General features: G+C 70.3%; 11 protein-coding genes. 6 read left to right on the plus strand and 5 right to left on the minus strand.

Going from position 1 to position 12,737, the window contains the following annotated elements:
* Nucleotides 1-20 precede the first annotated feature (20 nt).
* The 6 genes from QM517_RS15180 to mnhG are packed head-to-tail and all read left to right on the plus strand — an operon-like array spanning nucleotide 21 to nucleotide 6,369.
* Nucleotides 21-2,954 (plus strand): Na+/H+ antiporter subunit A, encoded by a 2,934-nt coding sequence (locus QM517_RS15180; protein ID WP_283288582.1) that lies wholly within the window; start codon nucleotides 21-23, stop codon nucleotides 2,952-2,954.
* On the plus strand, nucleotides 2,951-3,565 hold the full coding sequence (locus QM517_RS15185; RefSeq protein WP_077051011.1) for a Na(+)/H(+) antiporter subunit C: 615 nt from the start codon (nucleotides 2,951-2,953) through the stop codon (nucleotides 3,563-3,565). Before QM517_RS15180 ends, QM517_RS15185 begins: the two co-directional genes overlap by 4 nt.
* Nucleotides 3,562-5,118, plus strand: a complete 1,557-nt coding sequence (locus QM517_RS15190; protein ID WP_160897617.1) for a Na+/H+ antiporter subunit D — start codon at nucleotides 3,562-3,564, stop codon at nucleotides 5,116-5,118. The genes QM517_RS15185 and QM517_RS15190 overlap by 4 nt, the downstream gene beginning before the upstream one ends.
* Nucleotides 5,115-5,729, plus strand: a complete 615-nt coding sequence (locus QM517_RS15195) for a Na+/H+ antiporter subunit E (protein ID WP_077051009.1) — start codon at nucleotides 5,115-5,117, stop codon at nucleotides 5,727-5,729. The genes QM517_RS15190 and QM517_RS15195 overlap by 4 nt, the downstream gene beginning before the upstream one ends.
* Nucleotides 5,726-5,992: a monovalent cation/H+ antiporter complex subunit F gene (locus QM517_RS15200; protein ID WP_077051008.1), complete on the plus strand. Its 267-nt coding sequence runs from the start codon at nucleotides 5,726-5,728 to the stop codon at nucleotides 5,990-5,992. The genes QM517_RS15195 and QM517_RS15200 overlap by 4 nt, the downstream gene beginning before the upstream one ends.
* A 2-nt stretch (nucleotides 5,993-5,994) precedes the next feature.
* Complete coding sequence (gene mnhG / locus QM517_RS15205; protein WP_077051387.1) at nucleotides 5,995-6,369, plus strand: monovalent cation/H(+) antiporter subunit G; 375 nt, start codon at nucleotides 5,995-5,997, stop codon at nucleotides 6,367-6,369.
* A 242-nt stretch (nucleotides 6,370-6,611) separates the two neighbouring features.
* On the opposite strand, the gene QM517_RS15210 is transcribed toward mnhG, so the two are convergent.
* The 5 genes from QM517_RS15210 to QM517_RS15230 form a co-directional block, all read right to left on the minus strand.
* Nucleotides 6,612-8,573, minus strand: coding sequence for an MDR family MFS transporter (locus QM517_RS15210; RefSeq protein ID WP_303655701.1), 1,962 nt, complete (start codon nucleotides 8,571-8,573; stop codon nucleotides 6,612-6,614).
* A gap of 209 nt (nucleotides 8,574-8,782) precedes the next feature.
* On the minus strand, nucleotides 8,783-9,325 hold the full coding sequence (locus QM517_RS15215; RefSeq protein ID WP_077051007.1) for an SRPBCC family protein: 543 nt from the start codon (nucleotides 9,323-9,325) through the stop codon (nucleotides 8,783-8,785).
* A 213-nt stretch (nucleotides 9,326-9,538) separates the two neighbouring features.
* Nucleotides 9,539-11,434, minus strand: coding sequence for a YhgE/Pip family protein (locus tag QM517_RS15220; RefSeq protein ID WP_283288589.1), 1,896 nt, complete (start codon nucleotides 11,432-11,434; stop codon nucleotides 9,539-9,541).
* On the minus strand, nucleotides 11,431-12,045 hold the full coding sequence (locus QM517_RS15225) for a hypothetical protein (RefSeq protein ID WP_283288591.1): 615 nt from the start codon (nucleotides 12,043-12,045) through the stop codon (nucleotides 11,431-11,433). Before QM517_RS15225 ends, QM517_RS15220 begins: the two co-directional genes overlap by 4 nt.
* Complete coding sequence (locus QM517_RS15230; protein WP_283288593.1) at nucleotides 12,042-12,650, minus strand: TetR family transcriptional regulator; 609 nt, start codon at nucleotides 12,648-12,650, stop codon at nucleotides 12,042-12,044. Before QM517_RS15230 ends, QM517_RS15225 begins: the two co-directional genes overlap by 4 nt.
* Nucleotides 12,651-12,737 lie beyond the last annotated feature (87 nt).

The raw sequence follows: 12,737 nt of genomic DNA on the forward strand, positions 1-12,737 counted from the left end.
GACCCCGAGGAGGCCTTCCCGTGCTGGCATTCCTCGGCGCCTTCGCCCTCGTCCCGATCCTGCTGCCTTTCCTGGTCGCGCGAATCGGCGCCCGCGCCTTCTACGTCGCGGCGGTCCTCCCGGCCCTGGCCTTCGCTCACGCGATTGTGCTGGCACCCACCGTGCTGTCCGGCGGCATTCCCTTCGAGGAATACGACTGGATCCCCGGTCTCGGCGTCTCGCTCTCGATGCGGATGGACGTGCTGGGCTGGCTCCTGACCCTCGTGGTCACCGGGGTCGGCGCGCTCGTCATGCTCTACTGCCGCTGGTACTTCCGCGGCAAGACGCAGGGCGTGGGTCAGTTCTCCGCGGTGCTGCTCGCCTTCGCGGGGGCGATGTACGGACTCGTGCTCACCGACGACATCGTCGTGCTGATCATGCTGTGGGAGATCACGAGCGTGCTGTCGTACCTGCTCATCGGCTATTACCACGGCCGTGCCGCGAGCCGCCGTGCGGCCCTCCAGGCACTCCTGGTCACCACGCTCGGCGGCCTCGTGATGCTGATCGGCGTCGTCCTCATCGTCGTGCAGTCCGGCACGACGAGCCTGTCGACGATCCTCGCCGCACCCCCGGTCGGCCCGGTCGTCGACGTCGCGGTGCTCCTCCTGCTCGTCGGCGCCCTCAGCAAATCCGCGATCTTCCCGTTCCACTTCTGGCTGCCCGGCGCCATGGCGGCGCCGACGCCCGTCAGCGCCTACCTGCACGCCGCCGCGATGGTGAAGGCGGGCATCTACTTGATCGCGCGCCTGGCGCCCGGGTTCGCCGACACCCCGCTCTGGCGTCCGACGCTCATCGCGCTCGGTGTCTTCACGATGCTGCTCGGCGGTTTCCAAGCGCTGCGCGAACGCGACCTCAAGCGCATCCTGGCCTTCGGCACGGTGAGCCAGCTCGGCTTCCTGACGATCATGCTCGGGTACGGAACCCGGGATGCCGCGCTCGCCGGTGTCGCTCTGCTGCTCAGTCACGCGCTGTTCAAGTCGTGCCTCTTCCTCATCGTCGGCGTCATCGACCGTCAGCTCTCCACCCGTGACATCGGGGAGCTCTCCGGTCTCGGGCGCCAGGCGCCCGTCATGGCCACCGCGGCCTTCCTCTCGATCGCCTCGATGGCGGGCGTCATCCCGACGCTCGGCTTCGTCGCGAAGGAGACCGCGCTGACGGCACTCCTGCACGAAGCGACGGAAGGTGCCGGCTGGGGGATCGTCGCACTCGTGGGCGTCGTCGCCGGCTCCGCGCTGACGGCGGCGTACGGCATCCGGTTCCTGTGGGGGGCGTTCTGGACCAAGCGCGCGGTCGAGCGCACCGAATGGCCCGACCCGCCGATCGGGTTCCTCGCCTCGCCCGTGCTGCTGGCGACGACGTCGCTCGCGCTCGGCTTCCTCGCCCCGCTGGTCGACGGGTGGCTCGCGCCCTACGCCGACACCGTGCCCGAGGCGACGCCCGGCGTCCCCGCGCCCGATCACGTCTACCACCTCGCTCTCTGGCATGGTCTCGAGCCCGCGCTGTTCGTCTCGCTCGGCACCCTCGCCCTCGGCGCGGGCATCTTCTGGCTCGTCCGCCGCACCCAGCTGCACAAGCGCAAGCGACTGCTGCCCTTCACCGCGAACGACGTCTACAACCTGGCCCTGCGCGGCATCGACCGCTCGTCCGAGTGGACGACCGCGCGATTCCAGCGCGGATCGCTGCCGTTCTACGTCGGCACGATCTTCGTCGTGCTCGTCGTGGCCGAGGGCACCGCGCTCCTGGCATCCGACGAGTGGCGCGCACAGCTCGACGCATGGCAGTCGCCGGCGCAGCTCCTGGCCGCGCCCGTCATGATCGCGGCCGGGATCCTCGCGGTCCGCGCCCCGAAGCGGTTCACGGGTGTCGCGTTGGTGTCGGTCACCGGTCTCGGCATGGTGGTGCTCTTCGCCACGAGCGGCGCCCCCGACCTCGCCCTCACGCAGGTGCTGATCGAGACCATCACCCTCGTGGTGTTCGCGCTGGTCCTGCGGCGCCTGCCCGCCCGGATGGGGGAGCACAACGCCTCGGTCGCGCCCCTCGCCCGTGCGGCGCTCGGCGTCGGCGTCGGGCTCACGATGGCGCTCGTCGCCGTCGTCGCCACCGGCGCGCGGCAGGACGCCCCGATCTCCCTCGAATGGCCCGCGCTGGCGTACGAGATCGGCCACGGGCGCAACGTCGTCAACGTCGCGCTGGTCGACCTGCGCGGCTGGGACACGATGGGCGAGCTGTCGGTGCTCATCCTCGCGGCCACGGGCGTGGCATCCCTCGTCTTCATCACCGATCGCAGCGACAACCTCTCGCGCCGACGCTCGGGCACCGCGCGCAGCCGAGTGGGCCTCGGGCGCCGCCGGCCGTTGGTCGAGACCGACAGCGGCGTCCGGGCGCAGCGCGCGGGCGAAACCGACGCCCCCCGCGCCTGGCTGGTGTCGGGCGCGAAGGTGCAGCCCGAGAACCGCTCCATCCTGATGGAGATCATCATCCGCGTGCTCTTCCACGCAATCATGCTCATCTCGATCTATCTGCTCTTCGCCGGTCACAACCTCCCCGGCGGCGGCTTCGCCGGCGGGCTCGTCGCGGGCATGGGTCTCGTGATGCGCTACATCGCCGGCGGCCGCTGGGAGCTCGGCGCCGCAGCTCCCACCGACGCCGGACGCCTGCTCGGAGCCGGTATGGCCCTGGCGGTCCTGTGCGCGATCGTGCCGCTGTTCTTCGGCTTCGCGCCGCTGCAGAGCTTCACGTTCGAGGGCGAGCTGCCCCTCATCGGGCACTGGGAGTTCGTCACCAGCACGATCTTCGACATCGGCGTCTACCTCGTCGTCATCGGTCTCGTGCTCGACGTGCTCCGCAGCCTCGGCGCCGAGGTCGACCGGCAGTCCAAGGACGCCGCCGACACCGAGGCGGTGACGGTGCCGTGAGCGTCTCGTTCGTCCTGATCGTCGTCATGGCGGTGCTCTTCGCGTGCGGTGTGTACGCGATGCTCGAGCGCAGCCTCACGCGCGTGCTCATCGGCTTCCTGCTGCTGGGCAACGCCGCGAACCTCCTGCTGCTGATCGTCATGGGCCAGCCCAAGATCGCGCCCTTCTACGACGGCGGCACCACGGATTCCGCCGACATGTCCGACGCGCTCCCGCAGGCCCTCGCGCTCACGGCGATCGTCATCACCTTCGGCATCTCGGCGTTCCTCCTGGCTCTGATCTACCGTTCCTGGCAGCTGGGTCAGGCCGACACGGTCGTCGACGACGCCGAGGACATCGCGATCCGCGCGCGGACGGCATCCGAGCCCGAGGATGCCATGGACGAGGAGTCCCGCTCGGACGACGAGGACGTCACCACCGACTTCGTCGGCGACGCGGTCTCGCCGATCCGGGTGCTGCACCAGGGCGACCTCTCGCAGCTGATCGACGACGCCCCGGTGGACCGTGTGGCGGTGGGCCGCGACCGGCCGCAGGGCGACACGCGCCGCCCGGAGGGCTCTGCCCCCTCCGACGACGACACCCGCGACCCGGAAGACGGTGATCGCCCGTGAGCGCCCTGGTCCCCCTGCTCGTCGGCATCCCCCTCATCGGTGCCGCGATCAACCTCGTCTTCGGGCGGCGCAAGAAGACCCAGATCGTCGTGTCGGTCCTCTCTCTCGCGACCGTGCTCGTCCTCGGCGCGATCCTGCTGGTCGCCGTCGACACGAACGGCCCGATCGCGGTGGCCATCGCCGGGTGGCAGATCCCGCTCGGCATCGTCCTGTACGTCGACGTGCTCGCGGCGCTGCTCGTGGTGGTCACGGCGATCGTGCTGCTGGCGGTCCTGCTCTTCTCGATCGGCCAGGGGGCCGCCGACAACGACGAGGACACCCCCGTCTCGATCTTCTACCCGGCGTACCTGATCCTGGGCGCGGGCATCTTCAACGCCTTCATCGCCGGCGACCTGTTCAACCTCTACGTCGGCTTCGAGATCCTGCTCGTCGCGTCGTACGTGCTGATCACGCTCGGGAGCACCGAGTCGCGCATCCGCACCGGCGTCGTCTACATCGTCGTGTCGCTGGTGTCGTCGATCCTGTTCCTCGCCGCGATCGCGATGGTCTACGGCGCGCTCGGCACGGTCAACATGGTGCAGATCAGCGAGCGGATGGCCCAGCTCCCGCAGGACGTGCAGACGATCCTCCACCTCATGCTGCTGCTCGCGTTCGCGATCAAGGCGGCCGTCTTCCCGCTGTCGTTCTGGCTGCCCGACTCCTACCCGACCGCCCCCGCCCCCGTCACGGCCGTGTTCGCGGGCCTGCTGACCAAGGTCGGCGTCTACGCGATCATCCGCACCGAGACGCAGCTGTTCGTCGACAACGACCTGAACTTCCTGCTGATGATGGTCGCGCTCGCGACGATGATCGTCGGCATCCTGGGAGCCGTCGCGCAGGCCGAGCTCAAGCGCATCCTGTCGTTCACGCTGGTCAGCCACATCGGCTACATGATCTTCGGGCTGGCGATCAACACCCCGCTCGCGGTGGGGGCGACGATCTACTACATCGTCCACCACATCATCGTGCAGACGACGCTGTTCCTGGCCGTGGGCCTCATCGAACGCCGCGCGGGCAGCACGTCGATCCTCAAGGTCAAGGGCCTGATGAGAGCGGCGCCGGTGCTGGCGGTGCTGTATTTCATCCCGGCGGTCAACCTGGGCGGACTTCCGCCGTTCTCGGGATTCATCGGCAAGTACGCGCTGTTCGACGCCGCCGCCCAGGTGGGCACGCCCGTGATGATGGTGCTGATCGTCGGCGGTATCGCGACCTCGATCCTCACGCTCTACGCCCTGATGCGCGCGTGGAACCTGTCGTTCTGGCGCGAGGAGAACGACTCCACCGAGACGCTCGAACGGATCGCCTACCTCGGCAACGCTCCGGCCGCGGCCATCTCGACCGAGCGCCGCACGATCCCTCGCATCATGACCGCCGCGACCGCCGGCATGGTGGCCGTGACCGTCGCGCTGACCGTCTTCGCCGGCCCCCTGCTCGATGTCTGCCTACGCGCGGGCGAGCGCATCACCGACGGCATCACGCTCGTGCAGCTGCAGGACCAGGAGGCGGAGCAGTGAGCCCCTCGCGTCGTTCCCAGGTCGGCTTCTTCCTGCACCAGCTGCCGTTCTTCCTCGTCCTCGTCGCCCTGTGGATGCTGCTGTGGGGCCAGTTCACCTGGCTCGCCTTCCTGACCGGAGTCGGTGCGGCGATCTTCGTGACACGCGTGTTCCGCCTGCCCCCGGTCGACCTGTCCGGGCGGTTGAACCTCTGGTACGGCCTGGTCTTCGTCGTGACGTTCTTCGCCGCCGTCGTGCGCGGCTCGCTCGTGGTGGCCTGGCAGGTTCTCGACTTCCGGCGTCCGCCCGGCGCCGCGATCATCGCCGTCCCGCTCCGGGTCGACGACGACGTGATCATGGCGCACACGGCGGTCACGGCATCCCTCATCCCCGGTTCTCTCATCGTCGACGTCGATCGCGAGGGTCGCACGCTGTTCCTCCACACCATCGGGGTGCGCAGCGACGAGGATGCCGAGCACCAGCGCCGCGTCGTGCTCGGCTGGGAGGCGCGGATCACGCGCGCCGTGGGATCTCGCGCGCAGCTCGCCGACCTCCGGCGCCAGATCGCCGAGGCCGACGACCACGCCCACCTCGGCGCCGAGACGCCCCGCGACGGACGGACCCCGCTATGACCGCACTCGTCGTCGTCATCCTGATCGTCTTCGCCGTCGCCGCGGTGCTGGCGCTCATCCGGCTCGTCGTCGGCCCGTCGATCCTCGACCGGGCGGTCGCCGCGGACGTGCTGCTCACCGAGGTGGTGTGCATCCTCGGCGCCGACATGGTCATCAACCACCACACCCGGTCACTGCCGGCGATGCTCATCATCGCCGCGGTCGGCGTCTTCGGGTCGATCGCCGTCGCGCGGTTCGTCGCGAGGAAGGAGAACCCCCGGTGACCCTGGAGTCGGTCCTCGACGTCGTCGCACTCGTGCTCGTGCTGATCGGCGCGGTGCTGTGTCTCACGGCGACCATCGGTCTGCTGAGGTGGCCCGACGTCCCCTCACGCCTGCACGCGGCGACCAAGCCGCAGGTGCTCGGCGTGCTGCTGGTCGTCACGGCGGTCGTGCTGTCGGTGCGCACGTGGGAGGCGCTGGCCTTCGGCATCCCGATCGTCCTCATCCAGTTCGCCACGGCGCCCCTCGCCGCGCACATGGTCGGCCGCGCCGCGTACCGCAACCGCACGATGGACGAGCAGGGCCTCTACGTCGACGACCTGCAGCACCGCACCGAAGAGGGCGGCTCGATCGCCGCACCCTCGCGCCCCGAGAGCTGAGCGCGCGCGCCGCGGCCGGCGAGGCACCGCGTTTGCGCCCCGGGGTCGCGCTGCGCCGCGGTTGCGCTGCGCCGCGGTCGCGCCCCCGCACGCGGGCTCGCCGCCCCGCGCATAAACACTTCTCGCTCGCATAAACGCGATGAGAGAGCGTTTATGCGAGCGAGAAGTGTTTATCGAGCGGATGCCACGGCTCGATGCATCGGCCCGGGCGGCGCTGCGATGGCGCCGACCCGGGCCGTGCGTCAGCCGAGGGCGACCGGCTCGGGGTGGCGCTCCGCGTCGGCCGACTCCTGCAGCGCCGACTTCGCGCGCAGCGGGGGCGTCCGGAAGAACAGCGTCAGCACGAAGGCGATGAGCGCCACGCCCATCGCGACCCAGTACACCGCGACGGTCGACTGGTTGAACGACACCAGCAGCGGCTTGGTGAGTCGCGGGTCGGCGCCGTTGAGGAACGACGTGTCATCCATGGTGCTGCTGTCGAACGACGACTCCGACGATCCCGACATGTTGTCGATGATCTGTGGGACGGCCTGGTCGACGAAGGCGCGTCGCGCCGTGGCGTCCGAGAAGTCGAGCGTGACGGTGCCGTCCGCGGCGACCTCCGCGACGGGGAGCTGCTGCTGGATCGCGGCGGCCGCCTGCTGAATCGCCTGTTCCTGCGCGGCTGCGGTCACCTGCGCCTGCGCGGCGGCGGGCACGGCCCCTGCGGCGACCTGCTGCGCGACGGCGTCCGCGGCGGCGGTCTTGGCCTGCTCCACGCCCTGCTGCGCGCCGGTCAGTGCACCGTCGGTGAGCTTCGCGACGAACGGGTCGTAGACCTTCGACATGATGCCCGCGTTGGCCGGGGCGGTCGCGACGGTCGGGTCGAGGGCGGCATCCAGCGCATCGGTCAGCGTGCCCTGGTCGCGGAAGTTCGTCTGCAGGTTCAGCGGCACGAGCGCGAACAGGAGCGACAGCAGCACGGCGGTGCCCAACGTTCCACCGATCTGACGGAAGAACGTGGAACCCGAGGTGGCCACGCCGATGTCGCGCGGGCCGACGGAGTTCTGCGAGGCGATCGTGAGCGTCTGCATCAGCTGTCCGAGGCCGAGGCCGATGAGGAGCATCGCTCCGGCGATCTGCCAGTACGACGTGTCGTAGCGGATGAACGTCAGCGTGAAGAAGCCGAGCGCCATGAAGGCGGTGCCGATCGTGGGGAAGATCCGGTAGTGCCCGGTACGCGAGATGATCTGGCCGCTCACGATCGACGAGATCATGAGGCCGAGGATCATCGGCAGCAACTGGATGCCGCTCTCGGTCGGGCTCGAGCCGAGCACGAGCTGCAGGTACAGCGGCAGGGTCAGCATGGCGCCGAACATCGCGAAGCCGACGAAGACTCCGATGATCGTCGCCATCGAGAACGTGGAGGAGCGGAAGAGCTTCAGCGGGATGAGCGCGTCGTCCTTCATGCCGCGCTCGATCAGGATGAACGCCAGGATGCCGAGGGCCCCGACGACGTAGCAGGCGATCGAGATGGGCGAGGTCCAGCCCCACTCGCGGCCCTGCTCGGCGACGAGCAGCAGGGGGACCAGCGCGATGATGACCGCCATCGCACCGAACCAGTCGATGCGCACGGCCCCGTGCGGGTGGCGGGGGATGTGCAGGAATCGCAGCACGATCGCGAGGGCGACGAGTCCGATCGGCACGTTGATGAGGAACACCCAGCGCCATCCGGCGAGGAAGAGGATCTCGGGCGCTCCGGCGAACAGACCGCCGACGAGCGGCCCGATGACCGAGGAGATGCCGAAGACGGCGAGGAAGTAGCCCTGGTACTTGGCGCGTTCCCGGGGAGCGAGGATGTCGCCCATAATCGCGAGCGGCATCGACATGAGGCCACCGGCGCCGAGTCCCTGGATGGCGCGGAAGGCCGAGAGCTCGAACATCGACGTGGAGAAGCTCGCCGCGATCGACCCGACGATGAAGATCGCGATGGCGATGATGAAGAGGGGGCGGCGACCGAAGATGTCGGAGAGCTTGCCGTAGATCGGCGTCGCGATCGTGGACACGATCAGGTAGGCGGTGGTCACCCACGCCTGCTGGCTGAGACCGTTCAGGTCGTCGCCGATCGTGCGGATCGCGGTTCCCACGACGGTCTGGTCGAGCGCGGACAGGAACATGCCCGCCATGAGCCCGAAGATGACGAACAGGATCTGGCGGTGAGTCATCACCGGGGTGCTTCGGGTGGTCGGGGTCGACACGGCAGCAGTGGTCACGTTTCCTCGGAAGGGCGAAGGGGGCCGACAGGAAGGCCGCGCGAGAGGGCGGGCGCGGCTCGGGCGGGGCCGGAGGAGGGAGGCCGCCGGCGCCGAAAAGAAGTTGTGTTTTGTCAACTATAAGGGCGTCGAGGCGCTGCGCATTCCCGTTCGCCCCGAGTTCAGATGTCGGCTTCCCGCGCGTCGCTCGCCGCCTGGGGCGAGGCCGCGCCCTCGGCCGGCTCGGGCGTCTCGGGGCGGGCTTCGAGTTCGCCCGTCTCCCGCTCTTCGCGCCGACCCTCGGCGAGGAACGCGAGACGGTTGAGGCATTCGTGGTTGCGGAGCACCAGCAGAGGGCGCCACAGGATGCCGGGCAGCACCGCCGGCAGCCCCGACACGGGCTCCTCCGCGATGGTGACGGCGATGCCGTCCCCGTGCGGGCGCACGTCGAACCGGATGACTCCGCGGCCCAGCAGCCCGGCCTTGGGGCGCAGGCGGACCCGCCGCGGCGGGTCCCACTCGACCATCTCGGTGGTGTCGTGGATCATCACCGGCCAGACGCCGAGGGAGTGGTGGATGCGCGCGCCCTCCTGCGGCCATTCCGGGTCGACGTCGCGCATGCGCGCCGCCCCCACGACCCACACCGGGTACAGCCAGCCGTCCGCGAGCACGGCGAACAGGTCGTCGGGGGTGCAGCGCATCAGGCGGGTGTTGCGGGCGGCCATGGCATCCCTCCGTGATCGTCGTGTCCCGACCCTATGTCGCGGCCACCCTTCGGCGCACGGTCTTGACGGTGCGTGCGCAGCCGCGTGCGCGACGGCACCGGCGAAGCCGCGTGCGTGACGGCACCGAGAAACGGTATCGGCGGTGGGAAACGGCGGGACGTACCGTTTCCCACCGCCGACGCCGTTTCTCGCGGAGGACGCCGAGCGCGGGACTCAGCCGATCAGGCTGGGCTGGAGGTCGCGGAGCGTGCGGTGGTGCGTCATGCGCGTCACGCCGATCGCCGCGAGCAGGACGCCCCCGACCATCCACGCGCCGAGCACGAGCAGGTCGGGACCGACGCGGCCGATGTCGCCTCCGTACATCACCTGGCGCATGGCATCCACGACGTACCCCATGGGCAGCACGTGGTGCAGGGCGGCGAGCGGGCCGGGCAGGGTCTGCCACGGGAACGTGCCTCCGGCCGTTACGAGCTGCAGCACCATCAGCACGAGCCCCAGGAACTGACCCACGGATCCGAGCCACACGTTCAGGGCGAGCACGATCGCCGCGTACGTCGCCGAGGCGAACAGCAGGATGCCGAGCGCCGCCCACGGGTTCGCGAACGAGAACTGCAGGGCGACGGCGAGCACGGTGAACAGACCCACCATCTGCACAGCACCGAGACCGGCCGGGGTGAGCCATCCCGCCAGCGTCACGCGGAAGGGGGAGCGCAGCGCCGTCACGGCGCGCTTGGAGACGGGCTTCACGATGAGGAACAGGGCGTAGATGCCGATCCAGCCGGCGAGGGCGGCGAAGAACGGGGCGAGACCCGCGCCGTAGTTCTGGGCCTTCGTGACCGCGCTCGTGCCGACCGCGACGGGGTCGCTGATGGCGGCGGCCTGGGCCTGCCGCGTGGCGTCGTCGGAGTCGGGGATCTGCGCGACGCCCTCCGCCAGGCCGTCCCGAAGCTGCGTGGCCCCGTCGGCGAGCTGGCCGATTCCGCTGTCGAGCTGGCTCGCGCCGTCGCGCAGCTGAGCGGCGCCGGAGGCCGCGCTGCTCGCACCGTCGGCGAGGGCGGACGCTCCGTCGGCCGCGGTGGCGGCTCCGGATGCCACCTGGGCACTGCCCGCGGCGACCTGCCGCGCCCCGTCGTCGAGGGTGTTGATCTGCTGGACGGTCTCCTGCACGCGGGTGTTCGCGGCCTCGAGACGGTCGCCGACCGGATCGAGGCGGGAGAGGATCTCGTCGATGCGCTGCTGATCGAGTCCGGCGTCGGCGAGGGCCTTCGCGATGTCGGTGCGCGCCTGCGGCAACTGGGCGGCCGCGTCGCCGGCGATCGTCCCCACCTGGCGGGCGGCCGCGTCGATCCGGTCGACACCGCCCGCGACCTGCTGCGCGCCGTCGGCGACCTGCGCCGAGCCGTCGCGAAGCTGCGCAGTACCGTCGCGGAGCTGCGCCGCACCGTCCGAGAGCTGAGCGGTCCCGTCGGCGAGCTGCGTCGAGCCGGAGACGAGCTGGGCAGAGCCGTCCTTGGCCGTCGCGAGACCGTCGACGAGCTGGGTCGCCCCGGTGGTGGCATCCACGAGCTTCACGCGGATCGTGTGAAGGGCGTCGAGCAGGGTCCCGCTGGCTTCGTCGATCACCTTCTGCGCGACGGAGGTCTGGATGCGGGCGACCGCCTGCGTCCCGATCGTGGAGGCGAGGTAGTTGTTGGCGTCGTTGGTGCGCAGCTCGATGTCGGCCTGGCGGGGCGTGTCGGTCGACAGCGAGGCCACGGCATCCGTGAAGTCGGTCGGCAGGGTCACAATGAAGTCGAAATCGCCCGTCTGCAGGCCCGCGTCGGCCTGGTCGGACGACACGCGGTGCCACTCGAACGTTCCGTCGTCGAGCAGCTGCTCGGCCGCTTCGTCGCCGAGGTTGCGCTGCTCGCCGTTGACCTCCCCGCCCTGGTCGTCGACCACGAGAGCCACCGGCACGTTCGAGAGGTTGCCGTAGGGGTCCTGGTTGGCCCACAGGTACAGGCCGCCGTAGAGGATCGGCACGGCCAGGAGCGCCACGAGCGCGATCACCGACATGCGCGTCGACGTGAGGCGGCGCAGTTCCGCCGCGATCATCTGGGGGATCTTCACCGGGCGTCCTCCTTCTCGGTGTCGACGGTCTCGAGCGCCGTGCGCGACGCGTGCCCCGCGATCACGAGGACGGCGTACCCGCGCTCCGCGAACTCCTGGGCGATCCGCCACCAGGCCGCGGGCTCGCCGCCGTGCCGGTCGGGCGCGACGAGTACGAGGCCTTCGACATCCTTCCGCAGGGCCGCGAGCTCCAGCAGCAGCCGGATCCGCGCGGACGCATCGACGTTGCCGATCGGCAGGGACGCCAGCGAGTCGAGCCCGAGTCCTTCGAGCCACCGCTGCGCGGCGAAGGGCGTCGGCGCCTGCCCCGCGAACATGAGCTCTTCCGCGACGACGCCGGTGACGGTGACGTTGGACTCCGGCTCCGAGACGACGGGGGCGTCGACGAGGGCGACACGGCGGCGGATGGCCCCGGCATCCACGCGTCCGTCGATCGTGACGGATCCGCTGTCGATCTTCATCCGACCGGATGCCACGAGCCCGAGCACCGTGGGGCGCTGCTCGGTCTCGGCGACGGCGAGGGTCGCCCGCCCGGTCTCGTACGAGGTGGAGGTCTCGGGGAGGGCGCGCTGCGCCCGTCCTTTCGCGACCGCGTCGAGCACGATCTTCATTGCGCCTCCAGGTCGGGGTGCTGATCCATCAGGTCTCGGGCTTGGGTCCACGACAGTCCGGCGATGCCGAGGACGGCGGTGACGGCGATCGAGCGGGCGGTCTCGGATTCGGCATCTACGCGGGCGATCACCATGCGGCCGGTCTCTTCGAGCAGGCGCGACAGGGTCGGCGCGGGCAGGTCGGTCCGCAGCTCGCCGGAGTCCTGCCCGCGGCGGACGATCGCGTCGATCCGGCGGCGCAACGGCGCCAGGGCGGCGGACGTCTCGGGCAGGTGGGCGTCGTCGAGGGCGAGAGCGGCCGCGGCCTGGACGTGCGCGGCCTCGCGCCACAGCTCGGACGCGAGGCGCGCGAGTGCGAGACGGGAGTCGGCGTCATCGATGCGGTCGGCGATGGCGTTGAAGCGCGCAGCCCCCGCCGCGATCACCTCGCGGACGATGGCGTTGCGGTCGTCGAAGTGGCCGTACAGCGCGCGGCGCGAGAGTCCGGCGCGGGCCGCGATGGCCGCGATCGAGGCGTGCGGGTCGTGGCCGATCGCCGCGGTGGCGGCATCGACGATGCCGGCGCGGTTCTCGACGGCGTCGCGGCGGGTAGCGGGCGTTCTCATCTCCGCCAGCGTACATCGAAAGTTTACATCGATGTGCAAGTTAGCGAGCGAACTTGCATCCTGGACGACGGGTGGCGTGCATACATC

The organism is Microbacterium sp. IEGM 1404 (genome assembly GCF_030056775.1).
In the GTDB taxonomy this organism is placed as follows: Bacteria; Actinomycetota; Actinomycetes; order Actinomycetales; family Microbacteriaceae; genus Microbacterium.

Coding starts and splice junctions, on each gene's coding strand:
- QM517_RS15225 (WP_283288591.1), bottom strand. CDS start 12,045: ATGAAGATCGTGCTCGACGCGGTCGCGAAAGGACGGGCGCAGCGCGCC.
- QM517_RS15215 (WP_077051007.1), bottom strand. CDS start 9,325: ATGGCCGCCCGCAACACCCGCCTGATGCGCTGCACCCCCGACGACCTG.
- QM517_RS15230 (WP_283288593.1), bottom strand. CDS start 12,650: ATGAGAACGCCCGCTACCCGCCGCGACGCCGTCGAGAACCGCGCCGGC.
- QM517_RS15200 (WP_077051008.1), top strand. CDS start 5,726: ATGACCGCACTCGTCGTCGTCATCCTGATCGTCTTCGCCGTCGCCGCG.
- QM517_RS15210 (WP_303655701.1), bottom strand. CDS start 8,573: ATGACTCACCGCCAGATCCTGTTCGTCATCTTCGGGCTCATGGCGGGC.